General features: G+C 69.8%; 11 protein-coding genes and 2 pseudogenes. 7 read left to right on the forward strand and 6 right to left on the reverse strand.

Annotated elements, in window-relative coordinates:
- Positions 1 to 49: 49 nt before the first annotated feature.
- The 3 genes and pseudogenes from ACWCP8_RS13815 to ACWCP8_RS13825 all read right to left on the reverse strand — a co-directional run bounded on the left by ACWCP8_RS13815 (position 50) and on the right by ACWCP8_RS13825 (position 3,730).
- Positions 50 to 1,348, reverse strand: a complete 1,299-nt coding sequence (locus tag ACWCP8_RS13815; protein ID WP_352263829.1) for a M18 family aminopeptidase — start codon at positions 1,346 to 1,348, stop codon at positions 50 to 52.
- Between the two features lie 69 nt (positions 1,349 to 1,417).
- Positions 1,418 to 1,786 (reverse strand): annotated as a pseudogene (locus tag ACWCP8_RS13820) (hypothetical protein).
- Positions 1,787 to 1,903: 117 nt separating this feature from the next.
- Positions 1,904 to 3,730: an acyl-CoA dehydrogenase gene (locus tag ACWCP8_RS13825; RefSeq protein ID WP_328626994.1), complete on the reverse strand. Its 1,827-nt coding sequence runs from the start codon at positions 3,728 to 3,730 to the stop codon at positions 1,904 to 1,906.
- 173 nt (positions 3,731 to 3,903) lie between these two features.
- Between ACWCP8_RS13825 and ACWCP8_RS13830 the strand changes: the two genes are divergently transcribed.
- The 3 genes from ACWCP8_RS13830 (at position 3,904) to ACWCP8_RS13840 (ending at position 6,701) form a co-directional block, all read left to right on the forward strand.
- A complete protein-coding gene (locus ACWCP8_RS13830; RefSeq protein ID WP_030930244.1) occupies positions 3,904 to 4,344 on the forward strand; it encodes an SseB family protein in 441 nt (146 codons plus the stop codon).
- 173 nt (positions 4,345 to 4,517) lie between these two features.
- A complete protein-coding gene (locus ACWCP8_RS13835) occupies positions 4,518 to 5,480 on the forward strand; it encodes a pirin family protein (RefSeq protein ID WP_352263823.1) in 963 nt (320 codons plus the stop codon).
- Positions 5,481 to 5,567: 87 nt separating this feature from the next.
- The gene (locus tag ACWCP8_RS13840; protein ID WP_451116044.1) at positions 5,568 to 6,701 is read left to right on the forward strand and encodes an AI-2E family transporter; all 1,134 of its coding nucleotides are present in this window, start codon (positions 5,568 to 5,570) and stop codon (positions 6,699 to 6,701) included.
- Positions 6,702 to 6,744: 43 nt separating this feature from the next.
- Here the strand turns inward: ACWCP8_RS13840 and ACWCP8_RS13845 are convergent, their stop codons facing one another.
- Positions 6,745 to 8,823, reverse strand: a complete 2,079-nt coding sequence (locus ACWCP8_RS13845; protein ID WP_451116046.1) for an ATP-binding SpoIIE family protein phosphatase — start codon at positions 8,821 to 8,823, stop codon at positions 6,745 to 6,747.
- 173 nt (positions 8,824 to 8,996) lie between these two features.
- On the opposite strand from ACWCP8_RS13845, the gene aspS reads away from it, so the two are divergent.
- The 3 genes from aspS (at position 8,997) to ACWCP8_RS13860 (ending at position 12,974) form a co-directional block, all read left to right on the forward strand.
- Positions 8,997 to 10,814, forward strand: a complete 1,818-nt coding sequence (aspS, locus tag ACWCP8_RS13850) for an aspartate--tRNA ligase (protein ID WP_451116048.1) — start codon at positions 8,997 to 8,999, stop codon at positions 10,812 to 10,814.
- Positions 10,815 to 10,956: 142 nt separating this feature from the next.
- Positions 10,957 to 11,898, forward strand: a complete 942-nt coding sequence (locus tag ACWCP8_RS13855) for an intradiol ring-cleavage dioxygenase (RefSeq protein WP_406428550.1) — start codon at positions 10,957 to 10,959, stop codon at positions 11,896 to 11,898.
- Positions 11,899 to 12,152: 254 nt separating this feature from the next.
- Positions 12,153 to 12,974, forward strand: coding sequence for a hypothetical protein (locus tag ACWCP8_RS13860; RefSeq protein WP_451116050.1), 822 nt, complete (start codon positions 12,153 to 12,155; stop codon positions 12,972 to 12,974).
- Positions 12,975 to 13,097: 123 nt separating this feature from the next.
- On the opposite strand, the gene metG is transcribed toward ACWCP8_RS13860, so the two are convergent.
- Entirely contained in the window at positions 13,098 to 14,702 is a 1,605-nt protein-coding gene (metG, locus tag ACWCP8_RS13865; protein WP_352263815.1) for a methionine--tRNA ligase, read from the reverse strand.
- A gap of 189 nt (positions 14,703 to 14,891) precedes the next feature.
- Here metG and ACWCP8_RS13870 point away from each other — a divergent pair.
- A pseudogene (locus tag ACWCP8_RS13870) lies at positions 14,892 to 15,133 on the forward strand (two-component sensor histidine kinase); the annotation flags it as partial.
- Here ACWCP8_RS13870 and ACWCP8_RS13875 read toward each other — a convergent pair.
- Complete coding sequence (locus ACWCP8_RS13875; protein ID WP_451116053.1) at positions 15,064 to 16,737, reverse strand: VWA domain-containing protein; 1,674 nt, start codon at positions 16,735 to 16,737, stop codon at positions 15,064 to 15,066. The pseudogene ACWCP8_RS13870 and the gene ACWCP8_RS13875 overlap by 70 nt on opposite strands.
- Positions 16,738 to 17,012 lie beyond the last annotated feature (275 nt).

The following is a 17,012-nucleotide window of genomic DNA, read 5'->3' on the forward strand; positions in this document are numbered from 1 at the left end:
GGCCCCGACGGAAGGGCCGGCCCGGCAACAACCGTGTGCGGAAGGCGGATCAGCCCGCCAGGAACGCCGCCAGCGCGTTCGCCAGCAGATAGGGGTCGTCCGCGCCGCACAGCTCACGCGCACTGTGCATCGACAGGATCGCGACGCCGATGTCCACGGTCTGGATGCCGTGCCGGGCCGCCGTGATCGGACCGATCGTCGTGCCGCACGGCATCGAGTTGTTGGAGACGAACGTCTGCCACGGCACGCCCGCCTTCTCGCACGCCGCCGCGAACACGGCCCGGCCGCTGCCGTCCGTCGCGTACCGCATGTTGACGTTGACCTTGAGGATCGGCCCGCCGTTCGCCACCGGGTGGTGTGTCGGGTCGTGGCGCTCGCCGTAGTTGGGGTGGATCGCGTGACCGGTGTCGGAGGAGAGACAGACGGTCCCCGCGAAGGCCCGGGCACGGTCCTCGTACGTGCCGCCGCGGGCGAAGACGGAGCGCTCCAGCACCGTGCCGAGCAGCGGTCCGTCCGCGCCGGTGTCCGACTGCGAACCGTTCTCCTCGTGGTCGAACGCGGCCAGCACCGGGATGTACGGAATCTCGTCGTCCGGCTGTCCGGCGACGGCGGCGAGTGCGGCCGTCGCCGCGTGCACGGAGAGCAGGTTGTCCATCCGCGGCCCGGCCAGCAGTTCGCGGTCCCGGCCCAGGTAGGCCGGCGGCTCCACGGCGTGCGGCATCAGGTCCCAACCGGTCACGTCTTCGGCGTCGACGCCCGCCTCCTCGGCGACGAACCGGATCAGGCCGCCCTCCTCGACGTCCCCGAGCCCCCAGATCGGCTGCATGTGCTTCTGCCGGTCGAGCTTGAGACCGTCGGTGTTGGCCGACCGGTCCAGATGCACGGCCAGTTGAGGCACGCGCAGCAGCGGCCGGTCGATGTTGACCAGCCGGTGCGTGCCGTCGCGCAGGCTGATCCGGCCCGCGAGACCGAGGTCCCGGTCCAGCCAGGTGTTGAGCAGTGTGCCGCCGTACACCTCGACGGCGATCTGCCGCCAGCCGTACGACCCCGTGTCGGGCAGCGGCTTCACCCGCAGATTCGGCGAGTCGGTGTGCGCCCCGGCGATCCGGAACGGGGTGTGCGCCCCGGCGCCCTCCGGCACGTACCAGGCGATGATCGCCCCGCCGCGCAGCACGTACTTCCCACCGGTGGACGCGTCCCAGGCCGCGGTCTCCTCGACCTGCCGGAAGCCGGCCTTCTCCAGCCGCGCCGCGGCGGTGGCCACGGCGTGGTACGGGGAGGGGCTGGCCATCAGGAAGGCCATCAGGTCGTCGGTGTGACCGCGGTCGAAGCGGAGGGGAGAACTCATGTTCTTCACTGTAACGACGATGGGCCGGGAAGAATCCGCGTACCGCCACCCCGCCCTGTGGGCCGAGGTCTACAGCTCGTCGATTGCCGTCAGGTCGATGTCGATGTCGTGCGGGGCGGAGAGCTCGAGCCGGTCGTGGTGGACGCCGGTGGAGATTTACGTCCTGTTGACCAGGTCCAGCTCGTACGTGACGACCATGGGCCGGTCGTGCTCGCGGGCGTTCCGCTTGCGGAGCTCGACGGCCATCTCCCGCCGTACCCGAAGATCGTCGGGCACGTGCCGGCGCAGCCCCTGCTCCAGCAGATACATCGCCGGCGTGTGGAACTTGCGCTGCGGACTCACGAACACCAGGCTCGCGTCGATCAGCTCCGTGTGCGGCGAGAGGTCGAGCGTGAAGAAGTCGTCCACGGTGTAGCCGTTCTCCGGCGGGACCGCCACGGGGAATAGTCGCGCCGTGGCTGCGACGAGTCGGGCCCACCCAGCCGATACGACGGCGCCGCCACCCGAAAGTATTCGGGTGGCGGCGCCTCGTTGATCAATGCGGCGGGCCGAAGGCTAGAACGCGGCCTCGTCCAGGTCCATCAGCGAACCGTCGACCGCCTCGGCGAGCGCGCGCTCGGCCGAGACGCCCGGCAGGACGTTGGCCGCGAAGAACTTCGCTGCGGCGATCTTGCCCTGGTAGAAGGCGACGTCCTTCGCGGAGGCGGTCGGCAGCTTCTCGGCCGCCACGGCCGCGCCCTTCAGCAGCAGGTAGCCGACGACGACATCGCCGGAGGCCAGCAGCAGGCGGGTGGTGTTCAGGCCGACCTTGTAGATGTTCTTGACGTCCTCGCCGGTCGCGGTGAGGTCGGTGATCATCGTGCCGACGATCGCCTCCAGGTCCACGGCCGCCTTGGCGAGCGAGTCCAGCGCACCGGACAGCTCCTCGTTGCCCTGGGCGCCGGCGAGGAACTTCTTGATCTCCTCGGACAGCGCGTTCAGCGAGGCACCCTGGTCGCGGACGATCTTCCGGAAGAAGAAGTCCTGGCCCTGGATCGCCGTGGTGCCCTCGTAGAGGGTGTCGATCTTGGCGTCCCGGATGTACTGCTCGATCGGGTACTCCTGGAGGTACCCGGAGCCGCCGAACGTCTGGAGCGACTGCGCCAGCTGCTCGTACGACTTCTCGGAGCCGTAGCCCTTCACGATCGGGAGCAGCAGGTCGTTGAGGCCGTGCAGCGCCTTCGCGTCCTCGCCCGCGGCCTCCTTCTCCTGGATCGCGTCCTGGACGGAGGCGGTGTACAGCACGAGGGAGCGCATGCCCTCCGCGTACGCCTTCTGCGTCATCAGCGAGCGGCGCACGTCGGGGTGGTGCGTGATGGTGACCTTGGGCGCGGTCTTGTCCATGAAGTTCGCCAGGTCGGTGCCCTGGACCCGCTCCTTGGCGTACTCCAGCGCGTTCAGGTACCCCGTCGAGAGGGTGGCGATGGCCTTCGTGCCGACCATCATCCGGGCGAACTCGATGATGCGGAACATCTGGCGGATGCCGTCGTGCTTGTCACCGATCAGCCAGCCCTTGGCGGGGTGCTGGTCGCCGAACGTCATCTCGCACGTGTTGGACGCCTTGAGGCCCATCTTGTGCTCGACGTTCGTCGCGTACACGCCGTTGCGCTCGCCCAGCTCACCGGTGGTCCAGTCGAAGTGGAACTTCGGGACCATGAAGAGCGACAGACCCTTCGTGCCCGGACCTGCGCCCTCGGGGCGGGCCAGCACGTAGTGAATGATGTTCTCGGACATGTCGTGCTCGCCCGAGGTGATGAAGCGCTTCACACCCTCGATGTGCCAGGAGCCGTCCTCCTGCTCGACGGCCTTCGTGCGGCCCGCGCCGACGTCCGAACCGGCGTCCGGCTCGGTCAGCACCATCGTCGAGCCCCACTGCTTCTCGACGGCGATCTCGGCGATCTTCTTCTGCGCCTCGTTGCCCTCGTCGAAGAGGATGCCGGCGAACGCCGGGCCCGAGGAGTACATCCAGATGGCCGGGTTCGAGCCGAGCAGCAGCTCCGCGTAGGACCAGATCAGGGAGCGCGGGGAGGTCGTGCCGCCGATCTCCTCGGGCAGGCCCAGGCGCCAGTACTCGGAGTCCATGAATGCCTGGTACGACTTCTTGAACGTCTCCGGGACCGGCGCGGTGTTGGTCTCCGGGTCGAAGACCGGCGGGTTGCGGTCGGCGTCGGCGAAGGAGTCGGCCAGCTCGTTCTCCGCGAGGCGGGCGACCTCGTCGAGGATGCTCTTCGCCGTCTCGACGTCCATCTCGGCGAACGGGCCGGTGCCGTACAGCTTGTCGCGCCCGAGGACCTCGAAGAGGTTGAACTCGATGTCGCGGAGATTCGACTTGTAGTGCCCCATGGGAAGGCTCCGTAATCAATAGCAGTGGCGCGCAGCGCCCCGGTCAAGGGGTGAGGGCCAGGTGGGCGACGAGCTGGCGGTAGGCATATCAGCTGACCTCCCCGATAATGCTACCCGTCAGTAATAAGACGCAACCCCTCGAGGGGTGGATGTGTCCCATTACTCTTTGGGGTATGTACGGCTACGACCAGAACCAGGGCGCACAGCAGCAGATGGGTGGCGGCTACGGCGAGCAGCCGCTGTATCCCGAGCCCTCGCCGCCCTCCCTCGGTGACGCGGTACGGGCCTTCACCACCGGATCCCTGTCCGCCGAGGACTTCCAGCAGATCTTCGCGACCTCGAAGGTCTACTGCCCGCGCGGCGACAACCCCGGCTTCCTCGCGCTGCACAACACCCAGCAGCCGGTGATCCCCATGTTCACCACGCTCAAGGAGCTGCGGCTGTACGCAGGCAAGGAGTCCAAGTACTTCGTGATCACCGGCGCCGAGGTGATCGATCTGCTGCCCACCGGTTACGGCTTCGTCCTCGACATGGAGGGCGAGCACCGCATGGTCTTCGACGCCAAGGCCGTGGAGCAGATGGTCGACTTCGCGATGCGCCGCATGTACGGCTAGGGCCTTTCGCCCGCAGACGGCTGACCGTCTGCCTTCCGGACGCCAGGAGGGGCCCGTACCACTCAGGTACGGGCCCCTCCTGCTGCGTGTGACGGGCCGGGAATGCGGCGCCCCTTGCAAGATGTTCACTGTTCAACTAAATTGAAGCCAGGACAATCCCGGAGGTGGCTCCCATGCCCGCAGTGACCGTCGAAAACCCACTGACCCTGCCCAAGGTCGCCGTCTCGGGCGACGCCACGGCGCGCCCCGTGCTCGCCGTCACCACGGCGCCGAGCGGATTCGAAGGCGAAGGCTTCCCGGTTCGCCGCGCGTTCGCCGGGATCAACTACAAGTACCTCGACCCGTTCATCATGATGGACCAGATGGGCGAGGTGGAGTACGCGCCGGGCGAGCCCAAGGGCACTCCCTGGCACCCCCACCGCGGCTTCGAGACCGTGACGTACATCATCGACGGCACCTTCATCCACCAGGACAGCAACGGTGGTGGCGGCACCATCCGCGACGGTGACACCCAGTGGATGACGGCCGGGTCCGGCCTCCTCCACATCGAGGCCCCGCCGGAGTCCCTCGTCATGTCGGGCGGCCTCTTCCACGGCCTCCAGCTCTGGGTGAACCTGCCCAAGGCCGACAAGATGATGGCCCCCCGCTACCAGGACATCCGTGGCGGCCAGGTCCAGCTCCTCGCCTCCCCGGACGGCGGCGCACTGCTCCGCGTCATCGCCGGTGAGCTCGACGGGCACGAGGGTCCGGGTGTCACCCACACCCCGATCACGATGGTCCACGCCACCGTGCGCCCCGGCGCCGAGGTGACCCTGCCGTGGCGCGAGGACTTCAACGGACTCGCGTACGTGCTGGCCGGCCGCGGCACGGTCGGCGAGGAGCGCCGCCCGGTCCACATGGGGCAGACCGCGGTCTTCGGCGCCGGGTCCTCGCTGACCGTCCGCGCGGACGAGAAGCAGGACGGCAACACTCCTGACCTGGAGGTCGTGCTGCTCGGCGGCCGTCCGATCCGGGAGCCGATGGCGCACTACGGGCCGTTCGTCATGAACAGCCAGGCCGAACTCAAGAAGGCGTTCGAGGACTTCCAGGCCGGCCGTCTCGGCACCGTGCCCGCGGTCCACGGCATGGGTGAGTGATCCTGCGGCAAGGGCCGCGCTGACGGTCCGTCACCCGTACGGCCGTGCAGGCGGGACATGACCGCCGCACCGTGATCGGGTGGGAGGGTGCATACCCCGCAGCCCCTCCTGCCCGACGCCGCGCGGCGGACAGCCGCCTGGTGCGCCGTACTTCTGCTGGTCACCGGTGTCGCCGCGGTCGCGATCTGGCTGTGCGTCGTCCTCAAGACCGCGGTCACACCCGTGCTGCTCGCCCTGCTCGGTACGGCGCTGCTCGGCCCCGTCCACCGGTGGCTGGCCGAGCACCGGGTGAACCGGTCGGTGGCCGCCGGGCTGACCTGCGCGCTGCTCGTCGCGGTGGGCGGCGGCGCCGGGTACATCGTCGTGACCGCGCTCATCGACACCGGCGGCCAGATCGTCCGGTCGCTGAAGGACGCCGGTCAGTGGGTCATCGACCACTTCGGGTTCGCGCGCGACATCAATGTGGACGACCTCGCCGCCAACGCGCAGAAGCTCGTCGAGAAGTTCGGCGCAAGCGCCGCGGGCGGGCTGCTCACGGGGATCAGCCTGGTCGGCTCGCTGATCGCGACCGGCGTCCTCGCCCTGCTGCTGACCTTCTTCTTCCTGCGCGACTCCCACCGGGCCGTGGGCCTCGCCCACGCCATCGCCCCGCGCGGCACCGGTGAGCTGGTCGAGGCGATGGGGCGGCGGGCCTTCGAGGCCGTCGAAGGTTTCATGCGCGGCACCACATTCATCGCGCTGATCGATGCCGTCTGCATCACGGTCGGCCTGCTGATCCTGCGGGTGCCGGGTGCGGTGGGGCTCGGGGCGCTGGTCTTCGTCGGCGCGTACATCCCGTACCTCGGCGCGTTCCTCTCGGGCGCTGTCGCCGTCCTGGTCGCGCTCGCGGACCGGGGCGTCGTGATCGCGCTCTGGGCGCTCGGAGTGGTGCTCGCGGTCCAGGTGCTGGAGGGGCACGTGCTGCAGCCGGTGATCCAGAGCCGTACGGTCCAGATGCACCCGGCCATGATCATGATCGCGCTGACCGCGGGGGCGAGTGTGGCGGGCCTGCTGGGGATGCTGCTGGCGGTACCGGTGTGTGCGGCGGCCTTCGGCGTCCTCGGCGAACTCCGCAAGGGCTACAGCCCCGACCCGAACCCACCGTCCCCCTCCACCCCGCCCGACCCACCGACGCCGCCGGACACACCACCGCCTGGCACATCGAGTCCGCCCGGCGTTTGAGGACGGAGCGGCCACCGGACGTACCCGGCCCGCCCCCGCCCCCCTACGACTCGTGCAGCTCGAACCAGATCGACTTCCCCGCCCCTCGCGGATCCACCCCCCACGCATCGGCCAGCATCTCCATCAGCACCAGGCCCCGCCCGCTGGAAGCCATCTCGCCGGGCCGCCGCTTGTGCGGCAGTTCGTCGCTGCCGTCCGCCACCTCCACCCGCAGCCGCCGTTCGCCCCGCTCCCCGGTGGCCTCGGCGACCATCAGCGCGTCGCCGTCCGTGTGGACGAGGACGTTCGTGGTCATCTCGGAGACCATCAGCACGGCCGCGTCGATCTGTTCCGGGTCCTCCCAGTCGTGCAGCAGTTCCCGCAGCTGCTGCCGGGCGGCCGAGACCCGCTCGGGTTCGGCCTGGGCGATGGTCATCGCGGTGCGGCGCGGCGCGGTCCGTGGCATGGTGCCGGCCTCGCGACGCAGCACGAGCACCGCGATGTCGTCCTCGCGGCGGTCGGCCAGCGGGCCCGTCGTGTAGTGCGACGTCGGCCCGTGCACGGCCTGCACCAGCTCGTCGGCGAGTTTCTCCAGGTCACCGCTCTGTTGCTCCAGGACCGGCCGGAGCCGGTCCCAGCCGCTGGCCATGTCGTGGCCGCCGGTCTCGATCAGCCCGTCCGTGCACAGCATGATCGTTTCGTCGGTCTCCAGGACGAGCCGGGTCGTCGGATAGTCGGCGTCGGTCTCGACGCCGAGCGGCAGCCCGCCGCCGGTCTGCCGGATCACCGCGGTCCCGTCGCTGCTGATCACCACCGGGTCGGGGTGGCCGGCCCGGGCGATGTCGAGCGCGCCGGTCTCCGGGTCAACCTCCGCGTACAGACATGTCGCGAACCGCGGACCGGTCTCCTCCCCGTCGTCGTACGCGTCGGTGAGCCCGGAGAGGAACCGGGAGGCACGGGAGAGCACCGCGGCCGGGCGATGCCCCTCGGAGGCGTATGCGCGCAGGGCGATCCGCAACTGGCCCATCAGCCCGGCCGCCCGCACGTCATGGCCCTGGACGTCGCCGATGACAAGGGCGATACGGCCGTTGGGGAGCGGGATCATGTCGTACCAGTCGCCGCCCACCTGGAGTCCGCCGCCGGTCGGCACATACCGGGCGGCGACCGTCATGCCGGGGATCTCGGGCCCCAGGGTCGGCATCATCGACCGCTGGAGTCCCTGCGACAGCTCCCGCTCGGTCTCGGCCTCCCCGGCCCGTGCCAGGGCCTGGGCGAGCATCCGGGCCACCGTCGTCAGCACCGAACGCTCGTCCGGCGAGAACGACACCGAGTGCCGGAACCCTGCCATCCAGGCACCCATCGTGCGGCCCGACACGATCAGCGGAAGGAAGGCCCAGGAACGGCGCCCGAAGCGGCTGGCCAGCGGCCAGGTGGCCGGGAAGCGGCGGTGGTACTCCTCGGGCGACGGGAGATAGATCGCCCGCCCGGTTCGTACGACCCGGGCGGCCGGGTAGTCGGTCGCCAGGTGCATGTCGTTGAACGGGTCCTCGTCGCCCGCGTTGTGCCCGTGGTGGCCGATGATCGTCAGCCGTTCGCCGGCGACACCGAAGACGGCGAGCCCATCCGGTGAGAACCCGGGCATGGAGAGCGAGGCGGCGACCCGCAGCACCTCCGCCGTGGAACGGGCCTCGGCGAGCGCCCGCCCCGCGTCCAGCAGGAATGCCTCGCGGGACCGGCGCCAGTCCCCGGTGATGGGGGTGTGTGCCCCGGTGGTGCCCGGCTGAGGTTCGGCGACCTCCTGGAGGGTGCCGACCAGTACGTAGCTCTCGCTGCCGGCTGATGCGACCGGCAGCGGTTTGGAGCGGCTGCGTACGGTACGCAGCACCCGGCCGCCTCCGTCCACGATCCGCAGCCTGGCCTCGGCCAGGGTGCCCTTGGCGAGTGCGAGGTTCACCACCCCGTAGATCTCGTTCCAGTCGACCGGGTGGAAACGCGCGCGCACCGCGGTCTCGCGGAAGACGCCGGCCTCGGCCGGGAGCTCGAGCAGCCGGGCCGCCTCCGCATCGAGCGTGACCGAACCGGCTCCGTGGTCCCAGCGCCACAGGCCGGTCGCCGTCGCGGCCAGGACTTCCTCGGTGCGCATTGCCCCACTTTATGAAGATGTGCGCGGCCGACGCCACCGAGGGCGGCCGTCGGCGGGTGGTCCTGACCTCGCCGGATGATCTTGAAGTGACTATGACAATGAAGTCGTGGGGGCGTGGGCGGTAGCCTGGGGAGGCTGAATCCACCCCAACCGCGAAGACTGGATGAACGACGATGCATCGGTACAGGTCCCACACCTGCGGCGAGCTCCGCGCCTCTGACGTCGGCACCGACGTCCGGCTGAGCGGCTGGCTGCACAATCGTCGAGACCTGGGCGGCATCCTCTTCATCGATCTGCGCGACCACTACGGTCTCGTGCAGCTCGTCGCCCGCCCCGGCACACCCGGCAACGAAGCCCTGTCGAAGCTCACCAAGGAGACCGTCGTCCGGATCGACGGCAAGGTCTCCGCACGTGGCGCCGAGAACGTGAACCCGGACCTCCCGACCGGCGAGATCGAGATCGAGGTCGCCGAGGTCGAGGTGCTGGGCGAGGCCGCCCCGCTGCCGTTCACGATCAACACCGACGACGGGGTCAACGAGGAGCGGCGTCTGGAGTACCGCTTCCTCGACCTGCGACGCGAGCGCATGCACCGCAACATCATGCTGCGCTCCGCCGTCATCGCCTCGATCCGCTCGAAGATGGTGGCTCTCGGCTTCAACGAGATGGCGACCCCGATCCTCACCGCGACCTCCCCCGAGGGCGCCCGTGACTTCGTCGTCCCGTCCCGGCTGAACCCCGGCAAGTTCTACGCGCTGCCGCAGGCCCCGCAGCAGTTCAAGCAGCTGCTGATGATCTCGGGCTTCGACCGCTACTTCCAGATCGCGCCGTGCTTCCGCGACGAGGACGCCCGCGCCGATCGCTCGCCCGGCGAGTTCTACCAGCTCGACGTCGAGATGTCGTTCGTCGAGCAGGAGGACGTCTTCCAGCCGATCGAGAAGCTGATGACCGAGCTCTTCGAGGAGTTCGGCAACGGCCGCCACGTCACGTCGCCGTTCCCGCGGATCCCGTTCCGCGAGTCGATGCTGAAGTACGGCAACGACAAGCCCGACCTGCGCGCCAAGCTGGAGCTCGTCGACATCTCCGACGTCTTCGCCGGCTCGGAGTTCAAGGCGTTCGCCGGCAAGCACGTCCGCGCCCTTCCGGTGCCGGAGACCGCGGGCCAGTCCCGTAAGTTCTTCGACGGGCTCGGTGAGTACGCCGTCGAGCAGGGCGCCAAGGGCCTCGCCTGGGTCCGCGTCGGCGAGGACGGCACCCTCGCCGGTCCGATCGCCAAGTTCCTCACCGAGACGGACATCAAGACCCTCACCGAGCGCCTGGCGCTCGTCCCGGGCCACGCCGTCTTCTTCGGCGCCGGCGAGTTCGACGAGGTCTCCAAGATCATGTCGGCCGTCCGGGTCGAGGCCGCCAAGCGCGCCGGCCACTTCGAGGAGGGCGTCTTCCGGTTCTGCTGGGTCGTCGACTTCCCGATGTACGAGAAGGACGAGGAGACCGGCAAGATCGACTTCTCGCACAACCCGTTCTCCATGCCTCAGGGCGGCCTGGAGGACCTGGAGACGAAGGACCCGCTGGACATCCTTGCCTGGCAGTACGACATCGTCTGCAACGGCATCGAGCTGTCCTCCGGCGCCATCCGTAACCACGAGCCCGAGCTGATGCTCAAGGCGTTCGAGATCGCCGGTTACGACCGCGAGACCGTCGAGCACGAGTTCGCGGGCATGCTCCGCGCATTCCGTCTCGGCGCCCCGCCGCACGGTGGCATCGCCCCCGGTGTCGACCGCATCGTGATGCTGCTGGCCGACGAGCCGAACATCCGCGAGACGATCGCTTTCCCGCTCAACGGCAACGCGCAGGACCTGATGATGGGCGCGCCGACCGTGCTGGACGAGGCGCGGCTGCGCGAGCTGAACATCCAGCTCCGCAAGCCCGCCGCGACGGTGAAGGAGAAGGCCGAGGCCAAGGACTCGGTAGCGAGGGACACCGGCGCGAAGTAAGCGTCAGCGGTTCCGCTTCTGTTCCACGTGAAACAGCCCCTGGCCGTCGGTCAGGGGCTGTTCCGCGTCATGGCCGCCTTCCACAGCAACGCACAGCTGACACACACGCCCCTGCCAGCTCCCCTGCCTAGCCTCACTTCGCATGACAGAGACTCAAGGACCCGCACACAAGAAAGACATGACGCGTCGCCGGATGGTGTTCGCCGGTGGTGCGGCGATCGTGGCCGCCGGGATCGGGGCGGGCGTGGTTGCCGGTGCCTCGGCCGACGAGGTCACGAGCAGCGGCAGTGGGAAGAAGTCCGCCGCCGGGCAGGGCGAGGAGTGCTACCGGCTGACCTCGGAGACCACCGAGGGCCCGTACTACATCGACGCCGACAAGATCCGGAAGGACATCACCGAGGACAAGGAGGGCATCCCGATGACCCTCCGCCTCAAGGTGATCGACTCGGACACCTGTAAGCCCGTGAGCCGGGCGGCCGTCGACATCTGGCACTGTGACGCGCTGGGCATCTACTCCGGTTACGAGTCGATGAGCTCGGGCGGCCCCGGCGGTGGCGGCACTCCGCCGAGCGGTGCCCCGACGGATGCCCCGACCGGCACCCCCACCGACGCCCCGACGGGTACGCCCCCGTCCGGCGGACCCGGTGGCGGCGGTGGCGGGCACTCGGAGCCCACCGACGACGAGCGCTATCTGCGCGGCACCCAGCTCACCGACAAGCACGGCTATGTGGAGTTCAAGACGATCTTCCCGGGCTGGTACCAGGGCCGCTGTGTGCACATCCACACCAAGGTGCACGTCGGCGGGAAGATGACCGACGCCGGGTACGAGGGCGGACGCACCTGCCACACCGGTCAGTTCTTCTTCGCGGAGTCCGCGGTGCTCGACTCGGCGAAGGTCGCGCCGTACTCGACCAGCACCACCACGCGTACCACCCTCACCGAGGACACCATCTACGACCAGAGCGGTGTCACGGGCGGGCTGATGAAGCTCTCGTACCGCAAGAACCACATGGCGCGTGGCGTCGTCGGTTCGATCACGATGGGCGTGGACCCGGACGAGACGCACGACGGCACGGACCTCTGACGCCCCGTTCCCCCGCGGAGGGGACGGGCCCGGAATCGCCACGACAGGGCGCGGTTCCGGGCCCTTTCCCCTGCGTGCGGGCCGCGTTCGCACAGCAGGACAAGCCCGAAACGACCGATCGCACCGGGTCAGATGCGGCCGTATGGCCGCTTTGTCTGATTAATCGTCGGCCGACTCGGCAAAGACTGGCTCGGGGACTTCGGTGCGGGGATCTCTGTCCCCGCCGTCCTCGACGCCGACTGCTAGGAGCCCCCGTGCCTGTACCCGAACCCGTGGTGCCCCGTCCCGGCCCTCGCGCGTCCGGACGTCCCACGTACACGGTCTGTGCGGCGCTCCTCCTCCTGCTGACCGGGTGCGCAGCGGCAGGCACGGCACCCGGACCCACCGCCGTGCGCGCCGACGCCCACGCGCCCACCGGCGGCGTGGGCGCGGCGGGCCCCGGGGCCGCTGCCGCGCGCGGGCCGGCCGCCCCGACCGGGCCCCTCGAAATCCGGATGCTGGGGCAGACGGCCAGGTCCGCGATCCCGGCCGAGTCCCGGCAAGCGCTCGTCGTCACCGGGAACTCCCCCCACTCCAGCGAGGCCACGGCCGTCCTCTACACCCGCGACGACCCCACGGTGGGCTGGCAGCCGGCCGCCGGCCCGTGGCCCGCCCACAACGCCCTGCACGGCTGGACCGACGAGCACCGGGTGAACGACCTCCGGACCCCCATCGGCGTCTACGGGTTGACGGCCGCGGGCGGTCTGCTCGAAGCGCCGGGCACCGAGCTGCCTTATGTACAGAGCCCGGCCTTCACGGTGAGCGGCGAAGGGTTCGACGGGGAGTCCCTGGAGGGGTCGTTCGACTACGTCATCGCCATCGATTACAACCGCGTCCCCGGCGCCTCCCCGCTGGACCCGACCCGTCCGCTCGGCGAGGAGCGGGGCGGCGGCATCTGGCTCCATGTCGACCACGGCGGGCCGACCCAGGGCTGCATCTCGCTTCCCGAGGACCGGATGGAGGAGCTGCTGCGCATCCTCGACCCGGCAAAGGTTCCGGTGATCGTGATGGGTGACGTGGCGGCGCTGACCCGCTGACCGGATGTCACGTATACGAGTTGCCCGTACGCACGCATACGAGAGGGGCCCGGACCATCGCCGTCCGGGCCCCCATCTGCGTACCGAGCCCTGTGCGGGCCCTCCGTGTACCGAGCTGTGGCCCTACGCGGGCTTCTCCTCCAGGCGCGGGAACAGCACCGCACCCTTCGTCACCGTGGCGCCCGCCGGCAGCTGCCCCCAGTCGCCCGCGTCCTGCACACGCTGGTCGGGCAGCGCACCCAGGGACTCCTCGGCGCCCAGCGACTCCCACAGCTTCTGCGAGGTCTCCGGCATCACCGCGTTCAGCAGGACCGCGACACCGCGCAGCGCCTCGGCGGCCGTGTACAGGATCGTCGCGAGCCGGGCCCGGCCCTCGGGCGACTCGTCCTTGGCGACCTTCCAGGGCTCCTGCTCCGTGATGTAGCCGTTGACCTGCTTCACGAACTCGAAGATCGCCAGGAGGCCGGCCTGGAAGTCCAGCTCCTCGCCGATCTTCCGGTCGGCCGTGGCGACGGCCTTCGCGAGACCCTCCTGGACTGCCTTCTCGGCCTCGCCGGCGGCGGTGGCCTCCGGGAGCGCGCCGCCGAAGTACTTGCCGACCATGGCGGCGACGCGCGAGGCGAGGTTGCCGTAGTCGTTGGCGAGCTCGGAGGTGTAGCGGGCGGTGAAGTCCTCCCAGGAGAACGAGCCGTCGTTGCCGTAGGCGATCGCCCGCAGGAAGTACCAGCGGTACGCGTCCACGCCGAAGTGCGAGGTCAGGTCCTGCGGCTTGATGCCGGTCAGGTTCGACTTCGACATCTTCTCGCCGCCGACCATCAGCCAGCCATTGGCCACGACCTTGCCGGGCAGCGGCAGGCCCTGCGCCATCAGCATCGCGGGCCAGATGACCGAGTGGAAGCGGAGGATGTCCTTGCCGATCAGGTGCACATCGGCCGGGAACGTCCCGTCGAACTTCTCCTGGTTGGCGCCGTAGCCGACCGCCGTCGCGTAGTTGAGCAGCGCGTCGACCCACACGTAGATGACGTGCTTCTCGTCCCACGGCACCGGGATGCCCCAGTCGAAGGTCGAGCGCGAGATCGACAGGTCCTGCAGGCCCTGCCTGACGAAGTTCACGACTTCGTTGCGGGCCGACTCGGGCTGGATGAAGCCGGGGTTGTTCGCGTAGAACTCCAGCAGCTTCGGGCCGTACTCGCTCAGCTTGAAGAAGTAGTTCTCCTCCTTGAGGATCTCCACCGGCTTCTTGTGGACCGGGCACAGCTTCGTGCCGTCCTCCGCCTCGATGAGGTCGCCGGGGAGCTTGTACTCCTCACAGCCCACGCAGTACGGGCCTTCGTACCCGCCCTTGTAGATCTCGCCCTTGTCGTACAGGTCCTGCACGAACTCCTGCACACGGTCCGTGTGCCGCTTCTCCGTCGTACGGATGAAGTCGTCGTTCGCGATGTTCAGGTGCTCCCAGAGGGGCTTCCAGGCCTCCTCGACGAGCTTGTCGCACCATTCCTGCGGGGTGACGTTGTTCGCCTCGGCAGTGCGCATGATCTTCTGACCGTGCTCGTCCGTGCCGGTGAGGTACCACACCTTCTCGCCACGCTGGCGGTGCCAGCGGGTGAGCACGTCGCCTGCGACGGTCGTGTAGGCGTGGCCCAGGTGAGGAGCGTCGTTGACGTAGTAAATGGGGGTCGAGACGTAGTACGCCGTCGCCCCCTGCTTCTCGGATCCAGTGGCCGCCATGGTCGAAATCCTAACGGCCCGTGGGTGATCCACTCACACCGATAAACGCCGCCGCCCCTTCCGGCGGCGATGACCAGTCCTGGAAGGGAGCGGAGATCCTCGCGGAACTCGTCGCCACGGGGCTGTGCCGGGCGGGAATCGTCCGCCGCAGCCGGAGCGGCACGGCGCCCGGCTCGACACGGTGCGGGGCGTCGTGGCCCGGGACGACCTGGAACTGGACCTGCCGCCGGAGGGGCGGGGTGGGGGCTCGGTCTTTCGACCGTACGTTCTGCAGCGGTGGTGCCCGGCGGTACGGTCACGGCGATGCCCTGCCCGAGGGCGGGCTCGCCGTGACCGTACGTGCGCCGGTCGACCTGCCTGGTCAGCCGTTGTCGGCGGCGTTCTCGCGGGCCGCGAGCCAGGCGGGGAGCGCGGCGAGGATCTCCTGGTAGAGCGTGGCGTCGGGCACCTCGCTCGGGGCGGGGCCGGCGTGGAAGAACGCGGCGTTCGGGGCGTCCAGCTTCCGCAGGAAGTCGAAGCCCTTCGCGTCCTCGTCGCCGAACGCGACGAACTGGAAGAACAGCGGCAGCCGTGCCGCCTCGGCGAGCGCCTGCTTGGCAGGCTGCTTGGCGTCCGGCGGTCCGTCCGTCTGGAAGATCACCAGGGCGGGGCCGGTGGCCTCCGACTTCTCGTAGTGCGCGACGACCTCCTCGACGGCGCGGTGGTAGCTCGTACGGCCCAGGCGGCCGAGGCCCGCGTGCAGTTCGTCGATCCGGCCCTCGTGATCGGTGAGACCGATCGTGCCGGTGCCGTCGATGTCGGTCGAGAAGAAGACGACGGGCACGGTGGCGTTCTCGTCGAGGTGCGCGGCGAGGGCGAGCGTGCGGTCGCCCAGGTGCTGGGCGCTGCCGTCCTTGTAGAACGGCCGCATCGAGCCGGAGCGGTCGAGCACCAGGTACACGGTGGCCCGAAGACCGGTCAGCCCGTGCGTCTCCAGCGCGGCCTGGGCCGCCTTGTAGGCGTCGACGAGCGCGGGTGCGCCGGCCTCGACCCGGGCGAGGGCGACGGCGGGGGCCTCGGTGACCTCTGTGGGTGCGAGTGCCTCGGCGGCAGCTTCGGGGGCGGGTGCCTCGGCGACCTCTGCCGGTGCGGGCTCGGCGTCCGGCTCGAGCGGCAGGACATCGGCGACCGGCTCGGTGACGGTTACGACGGTGACCGGCTCGGGCTCGGGCTCGGTGGCGGTGGCGGTTACGACGGTGACCGGCTCGGGCTCGGGCTCGGTGGCGGTGGCGGTTACGACGGCGACCGGCTCGGGCTCGGTGGCGGTTACGACGATGACCGGCTCGGGCTCGGGCTCGGTGGCGGTTACGACGGCGACCGGCTCGGGCTCGGGCTCGGTGGCGGTTACGACGATGACCGGCTCGGGCTCGGGCTCGGTGGCGGTTACGACGATGACCGGCTCGGGCTCGGGCTCGGTGGCGACCTCGGCGGCGGGGGCCGGCTCCAGGACCTGGGCGGCCTCGGCCTCGGTCTCGGCGGCGGTGACCCGTTCTGCTTCGGTCTTGGCCTCGGCCGGTGCGGTTTCGGCCTCCACCTCGGCGGCGGCCGGTACTGCCTCGGCCTCCACCTCGGCCGTGACAGTGACCGGCGCTACCTCCGCCTCGGCTTCGGCGGCGGCCGGCACCGGCTCCGCCTTCGCCTTAGCCGCGGCCTCGGCCGCGACGCGCTTCGAGGCCGAGCCCTGGGGCGGGACCGTGGGGGTGGGCTTCGGGCTGGGTGCGGATGCCTTGTCGAAGGCCTCCGCCACCAGGTCCGTCGCCAGGCCGCTGTCGCCCGAGAGGGTCCGGGGCGAGGCGGGAGCGGGTACCGAGACCTTTGCGGCCGACGCGGGTTCGACTGCCGGTGCGGTCTCGGCCACCGGCTCGTCCACCGCGACCGGCTCCGACTCCGTGGGCCGGGTGCGCTCCGTCTGGGGCGGGACCGTGGCCGTCGTCGGCTCGTCCTGCTCCGTACGGTCGCGGCCGAACACCTTGCGCAGCAAGCTCCGAATGCCCATGGGCGAGGCCTTTCGCATGAGTTGAGTGCGATGAATGTCCGTACTGCGGGAATTGATCCCTGGCCAGGGCGGATACGTAAGGTTAGCGGCCAGATCCGGCCGTTCGGTGACGCGGCCCGCCTCCGTGTCAATCGGACGGCGGTGGCCCGGACTTCACTCTGCATTCTTTTGGAGTCTCTCGTACCGCGTGATTGCGCACCTACCGTCACGTCGGACACGGCGAGCCGGGGCAGTAGCTGACCGTGTCGAGCGTCGCCGGGACCCGCGGTCCGCCG

The organism is Streptomyces sp. NPDC002206 (assembly GCF_053593595.1).